Below are 21012 nucleotides of genomic sequence, written 5' to 3' on the forward strand. Positions count from 1 at the left end.
TACAATTGGTATCTGATACCCTCAGTGACGAAGGTTATCACCATTCCTTATAGCTATATTGATACAACCTATGCATTCCAATATAAGGGATTAATCCGCCCTTTATGACGATTCAATTCTCTCAAAATAACCTCTATTTTGAAAGTACAAGATTCTTCGTGCCCCACTTCTCCAAAATATTTTCTATATTTATCTTTGGAAGTAAAAATTACACGCTGACATGTTGTACCAACCGGACAAATTAGATCTCAAGATATTACGCCTGCTCCAGGAAAACGGTCGTATTACGAACCTGCAATTGGCCACAAACATTGGCCTCTCTCCTGCTCCAACTTTGGAACGTGTCCGAAAACTGGAAAATTCTGGTTTTATCAAAAGTTACCACGCTTTTGTAGACGAAGAGAAATTAGGATTGGGTATCAAGTCTTTCATACAGATCTCGTTGGATTTTCATACGCACAATGCTATTCCTGAGTTTGTGGAAGCGGTGAAAGTCATTCCAGAAGTCACCGAGTGCCACCATGTCACTGGCAACTGCGATTTTATTCTCAAAGTCTATGTCAAGGATATCAAAGCATACGAAGCGGTCATTATGGAGAAAATTGCAAAAATACCGTACGTAAAAACTTTTCAGACGATGATGATCATGTCTACCTCCAAAAAAGAGCCTATCGTCCCACTCGAATACTAAAAACAAAGTGTACACCATGCCCTACAAAGACTTTGCAATCATACTGACCTGGCCCGATGCAACGATACGCGGGGATGAAGCATGGATGATGTTTTTCAAAAGAATAGGGCTAGTCAAGAATCTGAATTTTAAAGTAGGCCACACAGGTATAGTTGTCGTCAATCACAAAAGTGGCGAAATGCTCTTCTATGATTTTGGAAGATATATTACCCCACGTGGTTTTGGCAGAGCCAGATCCAAGTATTCGGATCCTTTGCTCGAAATCAAAACCACGGCAAAGATAAGCGATGGCAACATTCAAAACCTGGAAGAAATCATCGCACATTTTGAAAGCTTAAAACCCTTTATGTACGGCGAAGGAAAACTGTTTTTTTCTATCGTAAAAGGTATAGATTTTGACACCGCTAAACAATTTGGGGATGAGTGGGTAGCACGTGGAACCTATCCCTATGGCGCAGTAGCCCGCAACAACAACAATTGCTCCCGTTTCATTACTAGGATGCTCTTAAAATCGTCGTCAAGATTTCATTTTTGGCATAGTATCAACCTTCCGGAAACCATCAAATCCAGTCCTGTCAGCAATTTGGTCAATGCAGCTTCCGATAGGATGATCTATTCCTACTTACGGGAAGAGGGCTTAAAACATTTTAAGATGAACCGATGGCAATCCCTGTGGTTTCTGATCAAGCAGCTAGGGGACAATATTAAAAGCAAAAAAGCTAATTTGCTCCCCACAGATCGGGTTATCGGGGCAATGAAATTTAATTCAAAGCCTATTACCCTCCCCAAGAATGCGATGTACCTCGGTGGTGTAGGAGACGGTGCCTGGTACACCGTAACCTACAATAAGGAAAAACTACTATTTACGATCAAACGCTTCACAAGTGATGGGCGATTGGAGTATGTCGTTCAAGGTGCTGCATCCGCGTCCTTTGATCCCGCAGAGCAGTGGTCGGTCACCTACGATAGTCATTTGTTATTTACCCATATCGAACAAAATGGCGTTAAAATAAAGATCGAACATACGGCACATCTCCCGACAGAAGAACACCGCTACGAACATATCAAAGAAAGATATGCTTAGCCCAACCGCCAATCAATAGGCTGCTTACCTTTTTGGGTTAGATAAGCATTTGCTTTGGAAAAATGTTGACAGCCAAAGAATCCCCTGTATACAGATAAGGGTGATGGATGTACCGTTTTCAAGATCAGATGTTTATTGGCATCTATCAGCACACTTTTACGCTGTGCATAAGAACCCCAAAGAAGAAAGACAACATTTTCCAGCTGGGATGAAATAGCCGTAATGACTTGATCCGTAAACGTTTCCCACCCCCTTCCCTGATGGGATGCTGCCTCATGGGCACGGACAGTCAACGTCGCATTGAGCAACAGCACTCCCTGTTGGGCCCAGCGGGTCAGATCTCCCGATGCTGGTACCTGAAATCCTGGAATATCCGTGACCAACTCGGCAAAGATATTACGCAAGGAAGGTGGATGGGGAATTCCCGCCGGAACGGAAAAAGATAATCCGTGAGCCTGGCCAATATTATGATAAGGATCCTGCCCCAATATCACGACTTTCACGTTGTCAAAAGGCGTGAGGCGGAAAGCGTTAAATACGAGATTCTGAGGAGGAAAAACAGTTGCTCTACTTCGCTCTTGCTGCACAAAAGCAGACAACTGCTTCATATAATCTTGCTGGAACAAAGGTTTCAGTATCGGAGCCCAGCTCTCGTCATATAGTGTTGCCATATTTTCAAAAATACATTTTTTTTCTGAAACAATAAAGGCACAAAGCTGTTGCTAGCACACGAATCCCTCTTTCAAGCCCAACGTAGAGACGCAACATCTTGCGTCTCTACGAAAGAAACGATCCCAATATATCTCCGATACACGTAGGCGAAACATCTTTCGCCCAGATTAAGGACAAATCATGATTTGCCCCTACATAGACCTTCTGCTCGAATCCTACCACCAACATTTTTTCTGCCATAGCATTCGCTAATGCAAAGCATTTTACCTAATTTTGCAGTTCTAATTTAAAGGAACAGACATGTCAAATATAGTCCGCATCATATTGAGTTCGCTTCTACTTGTCGGCACGGTAGTATTATTTTGGTTTGGTCATTGGGGATGGGGGATCTTAGGCATTCTCGTGACGATACTGGCTTGGGTGACCGTATTTTTCAATGAGAATATGCTCATTGCCCAATGGTATCTTCGTAAGCAGGATATGGCCAAAGCCGAAAAATGGTTGAAAAACATCAAGAGCTACGAAAAGCAATTGATCTCTGCTCAACATGGTTATTACCACCTTCTGCTAGGTCTTATTGAATCCCAACGTGCGCCTATGCAGTCGGAAAAGTTCTTTAAAAGAGCCTTGTCGTTGGGGCTTCACATGGATCATAATGTCGCCTTGGCAAAGCTCAGCCTGGCAGGTGTAGCCATGGCCAAACGAAACAAGCGGGAAGCAGAAAAACTATTGCAGGAAGCAAAAAGAGCTGACAAGAATAAATTATTGGCCGATCAGATCAAAATGATGAAAGACCAGATGGGACTAATGGACAAACAGCAGTTCCGTTATTCCAGATAAAAATTATAATGGTAGAGACGCAATGCATTGCGTCTCTACCATTATAATTTTTATTTTGCTTTTCGTTTTGCTTTTCATTTGATAAAACTTATTTTTGCATTCCAAATTACAGATCGAAAGACCTGTGGATAAATAGATTAATAAATTTAGTTCCTATAATATGGCCAATATTGGTAAAATAGCGCAGATTATCGGCCCCGTGGTTGACGTCAACTTCGCCGACAATGAAAATCTTCCTAAGATTTATGACGCCTTGTACATTGAGAAAGAAAATGGACAACGCATCGTTTTAGAAGTTCAGCAGCACTTGGGCGAAGAACGTGTCCGTACGATTGCCATGGACGCTACCGAAGGTTTGGTACGCGGCATGGAAGTAGTGGACACCGGAGCTCCGATCAAAATGCCTGTGGGCGAAGAGATCAAAGGTCGTGTATTCAACGTCGTCGGTGGTCCTATCGACGGTATCCGCGCTTTGGATACGACCAATGGACGTCCTATCCACAATGTACCTCCTAAATTTGAAGACCTTTCTACCGAATCAGAAGTACTTTTCACAGGTATCAAAGTCATTGACCTGTTGGAGCCTTATGCAAAAGGTGGGAAGATCGGTTTGTTTGGAGGTGCGGGTGTAGGTAAAACCGTATTAATCCAGGAATTGATCAACAATATTGCTAAAGGTCACGGTGGTCTATCCGTATTTGCCGGTGTAGGTGAGCGTACCCGTGAAGGAAACGACTTGCTTCGTGAAATGCTGGAGTCGGGTATCATCAAATATGGTGAGCACTTCATGGAAGGCATGGAAAAAGGCGAATGGCCTATCGAAAGCGTAGACGAAGAGCTGTTGAAAGACTCTAAATGTACATTTGTGTTCGGTCAGATGAACGAGCCTCCCGGAGCACGTGCACGTGTAGCCCTTTCTGGTCTTACTGTTGCCGAATACTTCCGTGATGGTGATGGTGAAGGCCAAGGACGTGACGTGTTGTTCTTTATTGACAATATCTTCCGTTTCACACAAGCCGGTTCTGAGGTATCTGCCCTATTGGGACGTATGCCTTCAGCGGTTGGTTACCAACCTACATTGGCTACTGAAATGGGGTTGATGCAAGAGCGTATCACTTCTACAAAAAATGGTTCTATCACATCCGTACAAGCGGTTTACGTGCCTGCGGATGACTTGACTGACCCCGCCCCTGCGACGACTTTCGCACACTTGGATGCTACTACAGTATTATCACGTAAGATTGCCGAGCTAGGTATCTACCCTGCGGTAGACCCTTTGGATTCGACTTCACGTATCCTTTCTCCGGCCGTACTAGGTGACGAACATTACAATACAGCTCAACGCGTGAAAGAAATCCTTCAACGCTACAAAGAATTGCAAGATATCATCGCCATCTTAGGTATGGACGAGCTTTCGGAAGAAGACAAACTGACCGTACATCGCGCACGTCGTGTACAACGTTTCTTGTCTCAGCCGTTTCACGTGGCCGAGCAGTTTACAGGTCTAAAAGGTGTATTGGTAGACATCAAAGATACCATCAAAGGATTCAACATGATCATTGATGGTGAGGTAGACGAATACCCAGAAGCTGCATTCAACTTGGTCGGTACGATCGAAGATGCAATCGAAAAAGGCAAAAAACTATTGGCTGAAGCCGTTTAAACTAATTTACAATTGCGGATTTTAGATTGTAGATTTGTTTGCAATCGTAAATCGTAAATCGTAAATCGTAAATCGTAAATCAAGTGAAATTAACAGTCATAACTCCCGACAAATTGGCCTACGAAGGTGAGGCAACAGCCGTTACCGTACCGGGCGCAGCAGGCTCTTTCCAGATATTGAAAGATCATGCGGCCATAGTATCCACACTTGAGGATGGAAAGGTCATTATTAAGATCAACAATAATGAGGAACGGACCATTATTATCAAAGGTGGTGTCGTCGAAGCCAAGGATAATAATATCGTCATCTTAGCCGAAGGAATTACTGAAAAATAAAAGTAAAAAATACAAATAACAAGCCCTTAAGACTTCTGTTTTAAGGGCTTATTTTTTACAACTTTATAAGGCAAAAAGCTAATTTTAGGAAGAATTTCAGCTCTTAAACGGAAAACTCATCTTTTCAAAAAATATACCGATTTTAAATATAGTTCACAACAAAACAAATAATATTCTATTGAAACCAATAAAACAAATACATAATTACATATAAACATATATAAAACAAAATAAAAAACTTTTTAAAAATAGTTTGTTTAGCTATTGTAAAGAATTTCAAATCGGGCTAACTTAACCAAGTAAATATTTCATAGGAATAAATTGTTTTGGGAAGGAACACTTTATTCATTTTAGACGTAGCAATGCAATACTATCATCAGGACACCTTAATCTATTTGAACGGCGAGTTTGTAAAAGCAAGTCAGGCTGGCATTGACCTTTTTGGTCAGTCCCTACACTATGGTTATGGTGCATTCGAAGGTCTCCGAGCATACAATACCCACAATGGCACACGTATATTCAAAGCAGAGGAACACTTCGAAAGGCTACAGCATTCCTGTCAGGCCATAGATCTTTCCTATACTTGGCAGAATCGTGTACTGATCGAGAAAAGCTATGAACTACTCGAAGCAAACAATCTTCGTGCAGCCTATATACGCCCGTTGGTATTCTCCGGTTCCAACATGCACCTCACCGCATCCAAGGAAGCCAACATCATGATTGCTGCATGGGAATGGGGGCCTTACTTGGGACAAAACCTGCTTCGGGTCAATATTTCACCTATTGAGAGGCCCAATCCCAAGTCGTTCTTGGTCAATGCAAAGGTATCCGGTCAATATATCAACTCCATATTGGCAACTAGTGACGCGCTACAAAAAGGCTTCGACGAGGCAATCTTGCTGGATCAGGAAGGCTTCGTATCGCAGGCATCCAGTGAAAATATCTTTATCGAAAAAGATTTTAAGATATATACTCCACCTTTGGGCAATATATTTCCGGGTATCACACGGCAGACAGTCATTGGCATTTGTCATGAACTGGGATTTGACCTCATTGAAAAGCGACTGACCGTAGAAGACTTGTACAAGGCCGATAGCGCATTTCTAAGTGGTACCGCCACAGAAATCATCGGTATCAAACAGGTGGATCACGTCGTCTATAAAGAAGAGTGGAAAGACACCATTGGAGCATCTATCCAACGAAAATATAAAAACTTAGTATTAGAGCAAGAGAATTATGAAGTCATCATCTGACAAAGCGATTTTAAACAAGTACAGTCGCATCTTTACGCAGGACGAAACACAGCCTGCAGCGAAAGCCATGCTATACGGTATCGGACTGACCGATGCCGACATGGACAAAGGTCAAGTCGGTATTGCTAGTATGGGTTACGATGGTAATACCTGCAATATGCACCTCAACGATTTGGCACAAGTGGTCAAAAAAGGTATTTGGGACAATGACTTGGTAGGTCTTACCTTTGGCACCATCGGTGTGAGTGACGGTATGAGCAATGGTACAGAAGGTATGCGCTACTCTTTGGTATCCCGTGATGTCATTGCAGATAGCATAGAGACCATCTGTGGCGGACAATACTATGATGGTGTAGTCGCGATCCCAGGTTGTGACAAGAATATGCCCGGAGCGATCATGGCTATGGCCAGACTCAATCGCCCTTCTATTATGGTCTACGGTGGAACTATTGCACCCGGCTATTACAAAGGCGAAGAATTGAACATCGTGTCTGCTTTTGAAGCATTGGGTAAAAAAATTGCTGGTACGATTTCCGATGAAGATTATGACGGTGTCATCCGCCACACTTGCCCGGGAGCTGGTGCTTGCGGAGGAATGTACACAGCCAATACTATGGCTTCTGCAATCGAGGCTTTGGGGATGAGTCTACCGTATTCGTCCTCCAATCCTGCTGTATCCGAAGAAAAGAAGAAAGAATGCTTTGAAACAGGTAAATATATACGCATCCTGTTGGAAAAGGATATCAAACCATCGGATATCATGACACGCAAAGCCTTCGAAAATGCCATGCGTCTGATTGTCGTCCTTGGTGGTTCGACCAATGCGGTACTCCACTTCATTGCTATTGGTCATTCCGTAGGCGTAGACATCACACCGGATGATTTTCAACGTATGTCCGACGAAACACCTGTATTGGCAGATTTCAAACCATCAGGCAAATACTTGATGCAGGATCTCCACCAATATGGCGGTACACCTGCTGTCATGCGTTACTTATTAGACGAAGGACTCTTACACGGTGACTGCTTGACAGTAACCGGAAAAACGGTCGCCGAAAACCTGGCAGATGTCAAATCCATCATGGATTACAATCAAGCTATCGTACAACCTTTGTCCAGCCCGATCAAAAAGACCGGGCACTTGCAAATCTTGTACGGCAATCTGGCAGAGCAAGGTTCGGTGGCCAAGATTTCGGGCAAAGAAGGAGAGAAATTCACCGGACCCGCCCGCGTATTCGATGGCGAGCAGGACTTGGCAAAAGGTATAGCTTCTGGACGTGTAAAATCCGGCGATGTTGTCGTCATCAAAAATGAAGGGCCAAAAGGTGCTCCGGGAATGCCAGAAATGCTGAAACCAACTTCCTTGATCATCGGTGCGGGCCTGGGTAAATCTGTCGCTTTGATTACCGATGGACGCTTCTCCGGTGGGACACACGGATTCGTCGTGGGACATATCACACCTGAAGCCTATGAAGGAGGACTGATCGGTCTGGTCGAAGACGATGACATCATCGAAATAGACGCCGTGAACAATACGATCAATGTCAAGCTTTCGGATGAGGAAATCGCTAAACGCAGAGCAAACTGGCAACAGCCTGCACTGAAAGTAAGCAAAGGCGTCCTGTACAAATATGCCAAAACGGTAGCAAATGCTTCACAAGGTTGTGTGACGGATTTATAAAAAAGAACAAAGATTAAAGAGCAAAGAACAAAGATTTCCGGTTAGTCTATTGTCCTTGATCCTTGCTCCTTATTCCTTAATCTCAATACCCAATACTAACATCTCAATACTAATATAAAATGAGTACACTGGAAAAAACGGAAACAAAGGAAACCCAATCCACATTGGCCAATACACAGATCTCCGGATCTCAAGCCGTGTTGGAAGCGTTGATCCACGAAGGTGTGGATACTGTGTTTGGTTATCCAGGTGGTGCCATCATGCCTATTTACGATGCGCTGTATGACTACAACGACAAGCTAAAGCATATTTTGGTACGCCACGAGCAAGGTGGGATTCATGCCGCACAAGGGTATGCACGTACATCAGGACGTGTAGGTGTGGCTTTTGCGACAAGTGGTCCCGGCGCAACAAACCTGGTCACAGGTCTTGCCGATGCCATGATTGATAGTAATCCCATCGTCTGCATCACCGGACAAGTCTTTGCAGCTCTATTAGGAACCGATGCATTTCAGGAAACAGATGTCATCAACATCACGACACCCGTTACCAAATGGAATTATCAGGTGACCGATGCAACCGAAATTCCCGAAGTACTTGCCAAAGCGTTCTATATCGCACAGACCGGACGTCCCGGCCCTGTATTGATCGATATTACCAAGAATGCGCAGATTCAGCTATTCGACTATAAAAGCTATGAGAAATGCAACCACGTACGTAGTTACAGGCCTGCCCCTATCGTACGCAGAGAATATGTCGAAGAGGCTGCTAAAGTCATCAATGAAGCAAAAAAACCTTTTGTTTTGTTTGGGCAAGGTATCATTCTCGGCAAAGCCGAGCAAGAATTTAAGGATTTCATCGAAAAAGGAGGCCTCCCTGCTGCAGCGACGGTCATGGGGCTGTCTGCATTGGAAACAGATCACCCGCTGCACGTGGGTATGTTGGGTATGCACGGCAATTATGCTCCTAATGTCATGACCAACTCTTGCGATGTACTCATCGCTGTAGGCATGCGTTTTGATGACCGGGTTACGGGCCGTCTGGACAAGTATGCCAAGCAGGCAAAGGTGATCCATTTGGATATAGATCCTGCCGAGATCGACAAAAACGTCAAAACAACCGTACCGGTTTGGGGGGATTGTAAAGAAACCTTACCTATGTTGACTGAATTGATCAACAAAGCCGATCACAGTGCTTGGTTGCAACAGTTCCGTGAATTGGAAAAAGAAGAGATAAAAGAAGTCATCTACGACGAGCTCAATCCAACCTCTGACATCATGACCATGGGCGAAGTCGTCCGTGTACTGAATGAGCTAACTGGTGGTGACGCCGTCATCGTGACGGACGTAGGTCAACACCAAATGATTGCTTGCCGCTATGCTAAATTCAACAAGAGCAAATCCAACGTTACCTCCGGAGGGTTGGGGACTATGGGATTCGGATTGCCGGCAGCCATCGGTGCATGGTATGGAGCCCCTCATCGTGATATCATCGCCATCATTGGCGACGGAGGGTTTCAGATGACTTTGCAGGAACTTGGAACGATTATGCAATTCGGCGCTAAGGTCAAGATTCTGATCTTGAATAATAGTTTCTTAGGTATGGTAAGACAATGGCAACAATTGTTCAATGACAAACGTTACTCTTTTGTGAACATTACCAGCCCTGACTTTGTAGCCTTGGCCAAGTCTTATTATATTGAAGGCAACAAGATTTCGGATAGAAAAGATCTGGAACAAGCATTGAAAACAATGTTGGATCATGATGGATCTTACCTATTGGAAGTCGTCGTAGGCAAAGAGAACAACGTGTTCCCCATGGTTGCACAAGGTACAGCCGTATCGGAAATTAGGTTAAAATAAGACAGCTGCAGGCTATAGGCAGTAAGCTTTAAGCAATTAGAGCCTATTGCCTAAGGCCTAGAACTTATAGCGTAAAACAATGGAAAAACAAGAATACACCATCACCATATACACAGAGAATTCTATCGGTATGATAGGACGTATCTCGGGCATCTTCTCCAGAAGAAAGATCAATATCGAAAGCTTGAACACCTCCCCTTCAGAAGTCGAAGGTATCCACCGTTTTACGATTCTGATTACCGAATCGGAAGAAGTGGCACGCAAACTTTGCCGTCAGATCGAAAAACAAGTGGAAGTGTTGAAAGCTTACTACAATACCAACGATGAACTGATCTGGCAGGAGCAGGCACTGTACAAAGTACCTGCGGACGTGATTGCTGAAAAAGCCTATGTCGAACGGTTGCTACGCCAATACGGAGCCAATGTGGTCGTCATCCGTAATGACTATATTGTCTTCGAGACAGCAGGGCATCGCGAAGAAATAGACCGCTTGACAGAAGAGCTCGGTAAATATAGCCTGATCGAATTTGTCCGTGGAGCACGTATCGCCATCATCAAAGACAGCGCCGGCTTTCACAGCAAATTAAAGCAGTTCGAAAAAGAGGAGCCCTCTCCGGAAGTGATAGAAAATGAGTTCTTGGACCAACAGGATAAGGTGTTTACGATGTAAGTAAGGGTTTAAAAGTTTAAGGTTCAAAGTTTAAAGTTACTGACAACTGATCACTGACTACTGACAACTAAACATGAAAGAAACATTCAAATACATCATCCAAGCACGCAAAGCCTTTATTGAGCTTGTCGATGGACTTAGTTTGGAGCAATTAAACCACATTCCCGATGGATTCAACAACAATATCATCTGGAATTTTGGTCATATCGTCGTTGCCACACAAGGATTGTGCTACCTGCGTACAGGGGTGAGACCCGACTATACGATCAAGTACGGGCCTGCTTACACCAAGGGGACAAAACCCACGTACACCGTGTCACAAGAGGAAGTTGAAGACCTGAAAGCATTGGCTATCCAAACAATTGAACAGATCGAAAAGGATTACCAGGCAGGAATCTTCAAGGAAATCACACCTTTTGAGACCAGCACCTACAACGAAGTGATGCCGACCATCGAGGATGTCGTCATCACCTCGGCAGGCCATGACAATCTGCATTTCGGCTATGCGTTGGCACAAAGAAGGATAATATTAACACCGTAGAGACGCAAAATTTTGCGTCTCTACATTAAAACAACGTAATCAACATAAAAAAACAAAAACATACAATGGCAAATTATTTCAACACATTACCGCTCAGAGAGCAACTAATCCAATTAGGACAAGCAGAATTTATGGATTCATCAGAGTTTGCTGATGGCGTAAATGCTTTGAAAGGTAAAAAAATCGTAATCGTAGGGGCAGGTGCACAAGGCCTTAACCAAGGTCTCAACTTGAGAGACAGCGGACTGGACGTATCTTACGCTTTACGTAAAGAAGCTATTGAAGAAAAAAGAGCATCCTGGAAGAATGCAACTGACAACAACTTCACGGTAGGAACTTACGAAGAGTTGATTCCTAGTGCAGACTTGGTCATCAACCTTACTCCCGACAAGCAGCATACAGCGGTGGTCAATGCCGTCATGCCTTTGATGAAACAAGGCGCTACATTGTCATATTCCCACGGATTCAACATCGTAGAAGAAGGCATGCAGATCCGTAAGGATTTGACCGTCATCATGGTTGCACCTAAATCTCCGGGATCAGAGGTACGTGCAGAATATTTGAGAGGTTTTGGTGTACCGACTTTGATCGCCGTACACCCGGAGAATGACCCTCAAGGTAAAGGTTGGGCCGAAGCAAAAGCCTATTGTGTAGGCATAGGTGGTCACCGTGCAGGTGTATTGAAATCATCTTTTGTTGCTGAGGTAAAATCCGATTTGATGGGTGAGCAAACAATCCTTTGTGGCCTGTTGCAGACTGGCTCTATCCTGTCTTTTGACAAGATGATCGAAAAAGGTATTGATGCAGGTTATGCCTCAAAACTGGTTCAATACGGTGTTGAAGTCATTACAGAGGCCTTAAAACACGGTGGTGTGAGCGGTATGATGGATCGCCTGAGCAACCCTGCCAAGATCAAGGCTTTCGAGCTGTCCGAGGAACTGAAAGACATCATGCGTCCCTTGTTCCAAAAACACCAGGACGACATCATGTCCGGCGAATTTAGCCGTACCATGATGATTGACTGGGCCAACGGAGATGCCAACTTATTGAAATGGAGAGCCGAAACGGGGGAGACCGCTTTCGAAAAATCTACCGCAGGTGATGTAAAGATCGGTGAGCAAGAATATTTCGACAATTACTTACTGATGGTAGCCTTTGTACGTGCCGGTGTAGAATTGGCCTTCGAGGTTATGGTAGAAGCAGGTATCAAACCCGAATCCGCTTACTACGAATCACTGCACGAAACACCGTTGATCGCCAACACAATCGCTCGTAAAAAACTATTCGAAATGAACCGTGTTATTTCAGACACAGCAGAATACGGCTGTTATTTGTTCGATCAAGCCTGTAAGCCTTTGTTGGCAGACTTCATGAAAAAAATCGATACAGATGTAGTCGGCAAAAACTTCAACGAAGGCAAAGACAGTGCGGTAGACAACATTAAGTTGGTACAAGTCAATGAGATTTTACGCAACCACCCTGTTGAGATCGTAGGCACACGCTTACGTAAAGCGATGACCGCTATGAAAGCGATTAAGACAGTGTAATAGTTATCAGTGGACAGTGTTCAGTTGGTCAGTACTGATTACTGTCCACTGACGACTGACCACTAAAAAAGAAGAGAGAAAATGGGAAAAACATTAGTAGAAAAAATTTGGGATGCACACGTTGTCAAGAGTCAGGAAGGATTTCCGGATATTCTATATATCGATACACACCTGATTCATGAAGTGACTTCGCCACAGGCATTTGATGGTCTTCGAAAAAGAGGTCTTTCTGTTTTTCGTCCACAGCAAACTGTAGCTACGGCAGACCACAACGTGCCTACATTAAATCAACATCTACCCATCCAGGAAGAGCTTTCGCGCTATCAGGTGGATATGTTAACCAAGAATACCAAAGAATTTGGCATCGAACTTTACGGCTTGGGCCACCCATATCAAGGGATTGTACACGTGATCGGACCTGAATTGGGTATCACCCTACCGGGCAAAACGATGGTATGTGGCGATAGCCACACTTCTACACATGGTGCATTCGGAGCGATAGCCTTTGGTATCGGTACTTCACAGGTAGAGCAAGTGTTTGCGACACAATGCCTCTTGCAGCAAAAACCCAAAACGATGAAAATCGAAGTCAATGGCGAGTTGGGCAAAGGTGTAGGTGCAAAGGATATTATCTTATATGTTATCTCAAAAATAACCGCCGCCGGTGGCACGGGCTATTTTGTAGAATTTGCAGGTTCAGCGATCCGCTCATTAAGCATGGAAGGCCGCATGACCGTTTGCAACATGAGCATCGAGATGGGTGCTCGCGGTGGATTGATCGCCCCTGACCAGACCACCTTTGATTATATCTACGGTCGCGAATTTGCTCCCCAAGGCGAGAAATGGGATGAAGCACTGACATACTGGCAAACACTCTATTCAGACGAAGATGCACAATTTGACGAAGTATTGGTATTTGACGCAGCCGATATCCAACCAATGATTACCTACGGTACAAATCCGGGTATGGGTATAGGGGTGACTGAACATATTCCTACGACAGCTTCGCAGCCGGAAAGCGAACAACCGTCCTACAAAAAGGCATTGGATTATATGGGTTTCCATGATGGTGAAAAAGTGCTGGACAAGCCTGTAGATTATGTTTTCATCGGAAGCTGTACCAATTCCCGTATCGAAGACCTTCGTCAGGTAGCCGCATTCGTACAGGGCAAACAGAAAGCCGAAAACGTGGAAGTATGGATTGTACCGGGATCAAAGCAGGTTGAAGCACAGGCAAAAAAAGAAGGTATAGACAAGATTTTCGAAGAAGCAGGTTTTATGTTGCGTGAGCCGGGTTGCTCGGCTTGTCTGGGTATGAACGAAGACAAAATCCCTGCGGGAAAATACTGTGTATCTACGTCTAATCGTAACTTCGAAGGCCGTCAAGGCCCAAATGCTCGCACCATGCTGGTCAGTCCGTTGACTGCCGCAGCCGCGGCCATTACCGGCAAGGTTGTGGATGTGAGAGAGCTGTTGTCAGAATCATGATTCTTGTAATTAAATGATGAAGAAACAAAACAAATTGGAATTTAAGCCGTACAATCGCAAACTTTTGGGAGATGTGGACAAAAAGGCTTTTCAGACGATGCTTCGTTTTGAGGAGTACCTTGCGCAAACTTCACTTTCCAAAATACACGCTGAATTAATCAAAATCAGAGTGTCACAGATCAACGGTTGTTCGTACTGCATCGACAAGCATATCCAGGATGCCATCCAATATGGTGAAGACCATAGGCGTATCCATTTGTTGTCCGTATGGCATGAAGTTTCTTGTTTTTCCAAAGAAGAACGGGCAATATTGGCTTTATGTGATTGCATCACGCTCATTCATCAACAAGGTGTACCGGACGATGTATACGACCAAGCTCTGGAAGTTTTGGGCCAACAATATTTCACGGAAGTGATGATGGCTATCATCGCGATGAATGCCTGGAACAGAGTTGGAATAACAACCGGAAGGTTACCAGAAATTTAATGAAAAATGAAAAAATTTGAAAAATTAACATCAAGGGTAGTACCCCTACCTATTGAAAATATCGATACCGACCAGATTATCCCTGCTCGTTTCCTCAAGGCAACGACACGCGAAGGATTTGGCGACAACCTGTTCCGCGACTGGCGTTTTGATAGCGACAATCAGCCGAAAGCCGATTTCGTCATGAACGATCCGACCTATTCAGGTAAGATACTTGTGGCCGGAAAGAATTTCGGTTGCGGTTCATCACGTGAACACGCTGCTTGGGCGATACAAGACTACGGCTTTGATGTTGTGATCAGCTCTTTCTTTGCGGACATCTTCAAAGGCAACGCCCTGAACAATGGCGTACTGCCTATCACGGTGCCAGATGCTTTTTTAGAAAAAATATTCGAAACAGTTTTTGCCAATCCAAATGCAGGGCTCACGGTCGATTTGGAAGCACAAACAGTAACGATCAACGACACTGGAGATAACTTCGAATTTGAGATCAACGCATACAAAAAATCCTGCTTGATCAATGGCTACGACGATATCGATTTTATCCTCAGCCACAAAGCAGAGATCGAAGAATTTGAAAGAACAAGACCTTTTTCGTTTTACAGGTAGAGACGCAATGCATTGCGTCTCTACAACATGATACAAATGACAGAACCTTTTGTGCATATCGACCAACTGACCATTCAATACCCACCTAAGATGGTATTGAACGATCTTTCATGGACAATCAACAAAGGGGAAAACTATGTCTTGGGAGGCAAAAGCGGTACGGGAAAAACAACCTTGGCAAAAGCCATTGCAGGATTAATACCTAGTGATGGCCGCGTGAGCATTCATTTTGACCCTACGCTTCCTTTGTCCCCAAAAGTGCACTACATCAGCAATTGGTATCAATTTACCAATCTGGAAGGAGATCGCAACTTCTACTATCAGCAACGCTACAACCGTCATCAAGGACAAGATACGCTGACCGTCAAAGCTGAACTGGAACATTTTGCCGAACAAGAAAACCTGGACTTTGCCGATATTGCGGACAAGGTCGTCGAGATCGGTTTCGAAAATGTACAGCAGTCGCAGTTGATCGAGCTATCCAGTGGCGAACATAAAAAACTCCAATTGGTCAAAGGTCTCTGGCTAAAACCCCAGCTCCTCATTATTGATGAACCTTATACCGGTCTGGATGCCCGGTCAAGAGTAGTGTTGAACGACTGGCTGGACGAGTTGGCAAAGGAAGGCGTTCAACTTATCCTGATCACCAACGACCAAAAACTGCCTTCGACTATCAACAGATTTGCCTATATTGCAGAAGACAGCCGATTAATAAACGTGCATGGTGCTTTAGACTTTCCAAAGGATAACAAACGTCAAAAAAAGAAACTTCCCGAATTCTTGAAAGAAGTACCACAGACGGATTATGACATCATAGCACAATTAAATAATATCCATATCCGTTATGGAGATAAAGAGGTGCTGAAAAATATCTCTTGGGAAATCAAGGTCGGCGAAAAATGGTTGTTGCAAGGGCCCAACGGGTCTGGTAAGTCTACCCTATTGAGCCTGATCAACGGTGACCACCCACAAGCTTATGGACACGATATTACGTTGTTTGGCAACAAGAGAGGCTCTGGGGAGAGCATTTGGGATATCAAGGCCAAGATTGGGATGATTTCTCCCGAAATGCATTGGTATTTCGATCAAAATGCAACCGTATGGCATACGATCGCATCGGGTTTTTACGACAGTATCGGGTGGTTTATCGATGTAAAGTTTCAGGAGAAAAAACAAATAATAGAATTATTAGAATTTTTCGATTTAATAAAACATAAAGACGAATTACTGCACACATTACCTTTGGGCAAACAAAGACTTGCTATGTTAGCAAGGACCATTATCAAAAATCCTCCCCTATTGGTATTGGACGAACCGTGCCAGGGGCTGGACAGTGAGCAGACAAAATATTTCAATGATGTGGTAGATGAGTTGGCACAGCACGGCAAGACGTTAATATATGTCGGGCATTACGAAAGTCAGTTGCCCTCTTGCATCGAACACAGGATTGTATTGGAAAAAGGTGAGGTGATGACGAATGTGGGAATTTGAAGATGGTCTCATGTTTTGTCATTCCGACGATAGGAGGAATCTATCCTGAATGTATAGATGTCTCGTATCCTCGACATGACAAAAAACGGTTTGTCTTCGATGAACATAAAATTGTATTGGAAAAAGGTAAGGTAATTATAAATGTGAGGATTTGAAAATTCGTCATTGCGAGGAGGCACAAAGACAGCTGCAAAGCAAACTTATAATATACAAAAGATTGCTTCGCCCTCACAATGACCTGACTAAAAAGATAAAAGACTATTTGGAAATAGTGATAAGTAAGTAGTACTAACAACTGATTACTGACAACTGACAACTTTTTATAAAAAATGAAAAAAAATATCCTTATTATTCCGGGAGATGGAATCGGACAAGAAGTAACGACTTGGGGTAAACAAGTACTGGAAGCTGTAGCCAGCAGATATGGCCATGACTTCACATTTGATGAAGCGATCATGGGGCATACAGCCATTGAAGCTATAGGCAACCCACTACCGGACGAGACATTGGAAAAAGCAAAGGCATCCGATGCCATCCTGTTTGGTGCCATTGGTCATGCCAAGTACGACAACGACCCTTCGGCCAAAGTGCGTCCCGAACAAGGCTTATTAAAAATACGTAAAGAACTGGGGTTGTATGCCAATCTACGTCCTATCCTCCTGTTTGATGAACTATTGGATGCCTCAAGCCTTAAGCCCGAAGTGCTTCGTGGAACAGATATTTTATTTTTCCGCGAACTGACAGGTGATGTTTATTTTGGAGAAAAAAAGCGCAACGATGACAATACCTTTGCTTCGGATCTGATGAATTACCACCGTTACGAAGTCGAACGCATCGCCCGTAAAGCGTATGATGCAGCTCGTACACGTAGCAAGAAATTATGTTCGGTAGATAAGGCCAATGTATTGGAAACCTCCCGCCTATGGAGAGAAGTTGTACAGGAAATTGCCAAAGAATACCCGGACGTAGAGACCGAACACATGTTTATCGACAATGCAGCTATGCAATTAGTCAAAAATCCAAAGAAATTTGATGTCGTACTTACCGCAAATCTATTTGGCGATATATTGACGGATGAGGCTTCGCAAATTGCGGGGTCTATGGGCATGTTGGCTTCAGCCTCTATCGGAGACGGTACAGGCTTCTTTGAACCTATCCATGGCTCAGCACATGATATTGCTGGTCAAAACAAAGCCAATCCACTAGCTTCCATTCTATCGGCAGCCCTGATGTTGGACATCGCTTTCGGCCTGCAAGAAGAAGCTAAGACCGTAACCAATGCCGTAGCTACTACACTCAAAGCCGGTTGGCGCACAGGCGATATTGCCAATGCGGCAACGGCCTCAGACAAAATATTGGGAACAAACGAAATGGGGGCTAAAGTGCTTGATTTTTTAATTTGAAGATTTGAAAATGAGGTAATTTGGACATGAATAACATAAAGGCATTTCCAAATTTCCAAATCATTGAATTATCTCATTATATTTAATTTTTAATTTTAAAACTATGCTACACGATCCTAATCACTTATACATTTTTGACACCACCTTGCGTGATGGTGAGCAGGTACCGGGTTGTCAATTGACTACTCCTGAGAAAATCGATATTGCAAGAGATTTGGAAAAACTCGGCGTAGATATTATCGAAGCTGGGTTTCCCGTGTCCAGTCCCGGCGATTTCCAATCCGTGGTGGAGCTTTCCAAAGCGGTCAACGATGTCATTATCTGTGCCTTGACACGTGCTAATAAAAATGATATAGATGTAGCCGCCGAAGCACTGAAATACGCCAAAAGGCCCCGTATACATACCGGAATAGGCTCATCGGATGTACATATACAGTACAAGTTCAACAGCACACGTGAAGAAATTCTCGAAAGAGCTGTATCCGCCGTAAAACATGCGAAGAGCTATGTCGAAGACGTAGAATTCTATGCCGAAGATGCAGGACGGGCGGATCTGGAGTTCTTGGCCAGCATGATCGAAGCCGTAATCGCTGCCGGAGCAACGGTAGTCAATATCCCCGATACCAATGGCTATTGTTTACCACACCAGTATGGTTCGAAGATCAAATATTTGAAAGAACACGTAAAAAACATTGACGAGGCAATTATTTCAGCCCATTGTCACAATGATTTGGGGTTGGCCACAGCCAATTCTATCTCAGCTGTATTGAACGGTGCCCGCCAGATTGAATGTACCATCAACGGTATAGGCGAACGTGCCGGAAACACTTCTTTGGAAGAAGTAGCCATGATACTCAAAGTCCACAACAAAGAGTTCGGCAACCTATCATCCAACATCAACAGCAAAATGTTCACCTATATCTCACGCAAGGTCAGCGAAATGATGAACATGCCGGTACAACCCAACAAGGCCATCGTCGGCCGCAATGCCTTTGCGCACAGTTCGGGCATACACCAAGATGGCTTCCTCAAACACCGTGAGACGTACGAGATCATCCGTCCGGAAGATGTAGGTCTGGAAGAAGCCGACATCATCTTGACAGCCCGTTCAGGTCGCCACGCCTTAAAGCACCATTTAGAGCGCCTTGGTCACCATTTGGACAAAGATACATTGGCGGAAACCTACCAACGCTTCTTAGTACTAGCGGACGTGAAAAAAGAAATTACCGACGATGACCTTTTGTCGTTGGTGAAATAGAAATAGAACAAAGACAATAAGGATAAAGGAGTAAGGACAAAAAGAAAAAACGGTCTTTGCTCCTTATTCTTTAATCTAAATATTCTAAAAATGGACTTATCAACCCTAAACATAGATTCCCTACAAGCCAACGAAAGGATAAAAGGAGTCGTCACCCGTACACCTCTTCAATATAACCTGCACCTTTCTGAGAGATATGGTGCCGAAATCTATTTGAAGCGGGAGGATCTTCAAGTCGTACGCTCGTACAAGCTCCGTGGAGCATTCAACAAGATCAGCAGTCTTTCCGAAGAAGAACGAGCCAAGGGCGTAGTCTGTGCCAGTGCAGGCAACCATGCACAGGGCGTAGCACTGTCCTGCAAGAAGCTTGATATCAAAGGAGTGATCTTCATGCCCGGCCCCACCCCTCGCCAAAAAATCACGCAAACCGAAATGTGGGGCAATGGCAGTATCGAAATCGTCCTGACGGGTGATACTTTTGACGATTGCCAAAAAGCAGCAATGGAATACGCCGACCAAAACAGCATGGCTTTTATCCCTCCTTTTGATGACCTCAAAGTCATTGAAGGCCAGGGAACCGTAGCTGTCGAAATATTGGAAGATCTTCCCGATGTGGAGGTAGTCCTCATACCTATCGGTGGTGGCGGGCTCTCTTCCGGACTCAGCTACCACATGAAAAAGTTTTCGCCAGACACCAAATTGTATGGCGTAGAACCCGAAGGAGCCCCTTCCATGCGGGCCGCTTTGGACAATGGAGGGCCTATTGAACTGGAACAGATCAACAAATTCGTAGACGGAGCTGCCGTAAAAAAAATAGGTTCATTGACCTATTCCATCAGCAGCCAACTGTTGGATAGCGTAAAATTGGTACCCGAAGGCAAAATCTGTACGACTATCCTTGAGTTGTACAACAAGGACGCCATTGTCGTCGAACCTGCAGGAGCGCTGTCCGTAGCCGCTCTGGAGTTCCACAAAGAAGAGATCAAAGGTAAAAAAGTCGTCTGCATCATATCCGGAGGCAACAACGACATCGACCGTATGAGCGAGATCAAGGAAATGTCTCTGCTGTACGAGGGATTCAAGCATTATTTTATCGTGCGTTTTCCACAACGTCCCGGAGCCTTACGCCTATTGGTAACAGAAGTACTTGGCCCTAAAGACGATATTACACGATTTGAGTACATCAAGAAAACCGAACGCGAACGTGGTCCAGCATTGATCGGTATCGAGCTGAATGACCCAAAAGACTATATCACTTTCATCGAACGGTTGAAAGCCTACAAGTTCGATTTCATCGAAATCAACAAAGATCAGACTTTGTTTGAGTATTTGGTATAATACAAGGCAATCCGTGAAAGAGTGCGTAATCTTAAAAAAAATGCCTATGCCTTTTCAACAAATTGCATAGGCATTTTTTATAAATGACCCACGCTGGCA

General features: G+C 44.1%; 20 protein-coding genes. 18 read left to right on the forward strand and 2 right to left on the reverse strand.

The window, feature by feature from the left end; genetic code table 11:
- Positions 1 to 220 precede the first annotated feature (220 nt).
- Positions 221 to 691 carry an Lrp/AsnC family transcriptional regulator gene (locus tag G5B00_RS01920; protein WP_163871546.1) on the forward strand — a complete coding sequence of 157 codons (471 nt, stop codon included), beginning with the start codon at positions 221 to 223 and terminating at the stop codon, positions 689 to 691.
- Between the two features lie 16 nt (positions 692 to 707).
- Positions 708 to 1775 carry a DUF6695 family protein gene (locus tag G5B00_RS01925; protein ID WP_163871547.1) on the forward strand — a complete coding sequence of 356 codons (1068 nt, stop codon included), beginning with the start codon at positions 708 to 710 and terminating at the stop codon, positions 1773 to 1775.
- Here G5B00_RS01925 and ung read toward each other — a convergent pair.
- Together ung and G5B00_RS18250 are read right to left on the reverse strand one after the other, a co-directional pair.
- Positions 1772 to 2446 carry a uracil-DNA glycosylase gene (gene ung, locus G5B00_RS01930; protein WP_163871548.1) on the reverse strand — a complete coding sequence of 225 codons (675 nt, stop codon included), beginning with the start codon at positions 2444 to 2446 and terminating at the stop codon, positions 1772 to 1774. The genes G5B00_RS01925 and ung overlap by 4 nt on opposite strands.
- Before the next feature lie 106 nt (positions 2447 to 2552).
- On the reverse strand, positions 2553 to 2687 hold the full coding sequence (locus tag G5B00_RS18250) for a hypothetical protein (RefSeq protein ID WP_255453771.1): 135 nt from the start codon (positions 2685 to 2687) through the stop codon (positions 2553 to 2555).
- A gap of 60 nt (positions 2688 to 2747) precedes the next feature.
- Here G5B00_RS18250 and G5B00_RS01935 point away from each other — a divergent pair, with 60 nt between their 5' ends.
- From G5B00_RS01935 to ilvA, 16 genes are all read left to right on the forward strand, one after another.
- On the forward strand, positions 2748 to 3287 hold the full coding sequence (locus G5B00_RS01935) for a DUF2892 domain-containing protein (RefSeq protein ID WP_163871549.1): 540 nt from the start codon (positions 2748 to 2750) through the stop codon (positions 3285 to 3287).
- A 160-nt stretch (positions 3288 to 3447) separates the two neighbouring features.
- Entirely contained in the window at positions 3448 to 4950 is a 1503-nt protein-coding gene (atpD, locus tag G5B00_RS01940; RefSeq protein ID WP_163871550.1) for a F0F1 ATP synthase subunit beta, read from the forward strand.
- Positions 4951 to 5033: 83 nt separating this feature from the next.
- Positions 5034 to 5285 (forward strand): ATP synthase F1 subunit epsilon, encoded by a 252-nt coding sequence (atpC, locus tag G5B00_RS01945; protein ID WP_163871551.1) that lies wholly within the window; start codon positions 5034 to 5036, stop codon positions 5283 to 5285.
- Positions 5286 to 5647: 362 nt separating this feature from the next.
- Positions 5648 to 6538, forward strand: coding sequence for a branched-chain amino acid transaminase (locus G5B00_RS01950; protein WP_163871552.1), 891 nt, complete (start codon positions 5648 to 5650; stop codon positions 6536 to 6538).
- Positions 6522 to 8219, forward strand: coding sequence for a dihydroxy-acid dehydratase (gene ilvD, locus G5B00_RS01955; protein WP_163871553.1), 1698 nt, complete (start codon positions 6522 to 6524; stop codon positions 8217 to 8219). Before G5B00_RS01950 ends, ilvD begins: the two co-directional genes overlap by 17 nt.
- Before the next feature lie 119 nt (positions 8220 to 8338).
- Positions 8339 to 10081: a biosynthetic-type acetolactate synthase large subunit gene (ilvB, locus tag G5B00_RS01960; RefSeq protein ID WP_163871554.1), complete on the forward strand. Its 1743-nt coding sequence runs from the start codon at positions 8339 to 8341 to the stop codon at positions 10079 to 10081.
- A 79-nt stretch (positions 10082 to 10160) separates the two neighbouring features.
- A complete protein-coding gene (gene ilvN, locus G5B00_RS01965) occupies positions 10161 to 10751 on the forward strand; it encodes an acetolactate synthase small subunit (protein WP_163871555.1) in 591 nt (196 codons plus the stop codon).
- Positions 10752 to 10824: 73 nt separating this feature from the next.
- Positions 10825 to 11292 (forward strand): DinB family protein, encoded by a 468-nt coding sequence (locus G5B00_RS01970; RefSeq protein ID WP_163871556.1) that lies wholly within the window; start codon positions 10825 to 10827, stop codon positions 11290 to 11292.
- A 65-nt stretch (positions 11293 to 11357) separates the two neighbouring features.
- Complete coding sequence (gene ilvC / locus G5B00_RS01975) at positions 11358 to 12839, forward strand: ketol-acid reductoisomerase (protein ID WP_163871557.1); 1482 nt, start codon at positions 11358 to 11360, stop codon at positions 12837 to 12839.
- 81 nt (positions 12840 to 12920) lie between these two features.
- Entirely contained in the window at positions 12921 to 14327 is a 1407-nt protein-coding gene (gene leuC, locus G5B00_RS01980; RefSeq protein WP_163871558.1) for a 3-isopropylmalate dehydratase large subunit, read from the forward strand.
- A gap of 13 nt (positions 14328 to 14340) precedes the next feature.
- Positions 14341 to 14814: a carboxymuconolactone decarboxylase family protein gene (locus G5B00_RS01985; protein WP_240894348.1), complete on the forward strand. Its 474-nt coding sequence runs from the start codon at positions 14341 to 14343 to the stop codon at positions 14812 to 14814.
- A gap of 6 nt (positions 14815 to 14820) precedes the next feature.
- Positions 14821 to 15423: a 3-isopropylmalate dehydratase small subunit gene (leuD, locus tag G5B00_RS01990; RefSeq protein ID WP_163871559.1), complete on the forward strand. Its 603-nt coding sequence runs from the start codon at positions 14821 to 14823 to the stop codon at positions 15421 to 15423.
- Positions 15424 to 15459: 36 nt separating this feature from the next.
- Entirely contained in the window at positions 15460 to 16914 is a 1455-nt protein-coding gene (locus G5B00_RS01995) for an ATP-binding cassette domain-containing protein (RefSeq protein ID WP_163871599.1), read from the forward strand.
- 329 nt (positions 16915 to 17243) lie between these two features.
- Entirely contained in the window at positions 17244 to 18317 is a 1074-nt protein-coding gene (leuB, locus tag G5B00_RS02000; protein WP_163871560.1) for a 3-isopropylmalate dehydrogenase, read from the forward strand.
- A 103-nt stretch (positions 18318 to 18420) separates the two neighbouring features.
- A complete protein-coding gene (locus G5B00_RS02005; protein WP_163871561.1) occupies positions 18421 to 19575 on the forward strand; it encodes a 2-isopropylmalate synthase in 1155 nt (384 codons plus the stop codon).
- 90 nt (positions 19576 to 19665) lie between these two features.
- Positions 19666 to 20913 (forward strand): threonine ammonia-lyase IlvA, encoded by a 1248-nt coding sequence (gene ilvA / locus G5B00_RS02010; RefSeq protein ID WP_163871562.1) that lies wholly within the window; start codon positions 19666 to 19668, stop codon positions 20911 to 20913.
- The last annotated feature ends 99 nt before the right edge of the window (positions 20914 to 21012 follow it).

This window comes from Parapedobacter sp. SGR-10, assembly GCF_011030405.1.
Classification (GTDB): Bacteria; Bacteroidota; Bacteroidia; order Sphingobacteriales; family Sphingobacteriaceae; genus Sphingobacterium.

Excerpts from the sequence above, each read along its gene's own strand:
- G5B00_RS01920 (WP_163871546.1), top strand. The coding sequence starts at position 221 with ATGTTGTACCAACCGGACAAATTAGATCTCAAGATATTACGCCTGCTC.
- G5B00_RS01925 (WP_163871547.1), top strand. The coding sequence starts at position 708 with ATGCCCTACAAAGACTTTGCAATCATACTGACCTGGCCCGATGCAACG.
- ung (WP_163871548.1), bottom strand. The coding sequence starts at position 2,446 with ATGGCAACACTATATGACGAGAGCTGGGCTCCGATACTGAAACCTTTG.
- G5B00_RS18250 (WP_255453771.1), bottom strand. The coding sequence starts at position 2,687 with ATGGCAGAAAAAATGTTGGTGGTAGGATTCGAGCAGAAGGTCTATGTA.
- G5B00_RS01935 (WP_163871549.1), top strand. The coding sequence starts at position 2,748 with ATGTCAAATATAGTCCGCATCATATTGAGTTCGCTTCTACTTGTCGGC.
- atpD (WP_163871550.1), top strand. The coding sequence starts at position 3,448 with ATGGCCAATATTGGTAAAATAGCGCAGATTATCGGCCCCGTGGTTGAC.
- G5B00_RS01950 (WP_163871552.1), top strand. The coding sequence starts at position 5,648 with ATGCAATACTATCATCAGGACACCTTAATCTATTTGAACGGCGAGTTT.
- ilvD (WP_163871553.1), top strand. The coding sequence starts at position 6,522 with ATGAAGTCATCATCTGACAAAGCGATTTTAAACAAGTACAGTCGCATC.
- ilvB (WP_163871554.1), top strand. The coding sequence starts at position 8,339 with ATGAGTACACTGGAAAAAACGGAAACAAAGGAAACCCAATCCACATTG.
- ilvN (WP_163871555.1), top strand. The coding sequence starts at position 10,161 with ATGGAAAAACAAGAATACACCATCACCATATACACAGAGAATTCTATC.
- G5B00_RS01970 (WP_163871556.1), top strand. The coding sequence starts at position 10,825 with ATGAAAGAAACATTCAAATACATCATCCAAGCACGCAAAGCCTTTATT.
- ilvC (WP_163871557.1), top strand. The coding sequence starts at position 11,358 with ATGGCAAATTATTTCAACACATTACCGCTCAGAGAGCAACTAATCCAA.
- leuC (WP_163871558.1), top strand. The coding sequence starts at position 12,921 with ATGGGAAAAACATTAGTAGAAAAAATTTGGGATGCACACGTTGTCAAG.
- G5B00_RS01985 (WP_240894348.1), top strand. The coding sequence starts at position 14,341 with ATGATGAAGAAACAAAACAAATTGGAATTTAAGCCGTACAATCGCAAA.
- leuD (WP_163871559.1), top strand. The coding sequence starts at position 14,821 with ATGAAAAAATTTGAAAAATTAACATCAAGGGTAGTACCCCTACCTATT.
- G5B00_RS01995 (WP_163871599.1), top strand. The coding sequence starts at position 15,460 with ATGACAGAACCTTTTGTGCATATCGACCAACTGACCATTCAATACCCA.
- leuB (WP_163871560.1), top strand. The coding sequence starts at position 17,244 with ATGAAAAAAAATATCCTTATTATTCCGGGAGATGGAATCGGACAAGAA.
- G5B00_RS02005 (WP_163871561.1), top strand. The coding sequence starts at position 18,421 with ATGCTACACGATCCTAATCACTTATACATTTTTGACACCACCTTGCGT.
- ilvA (WP_163871562.1), top strand. The coding sequence starts at position 19,666 with ATGGACTTATCAACCCTAAACATAGATTCCCTACAAGCCAACGAAAGG.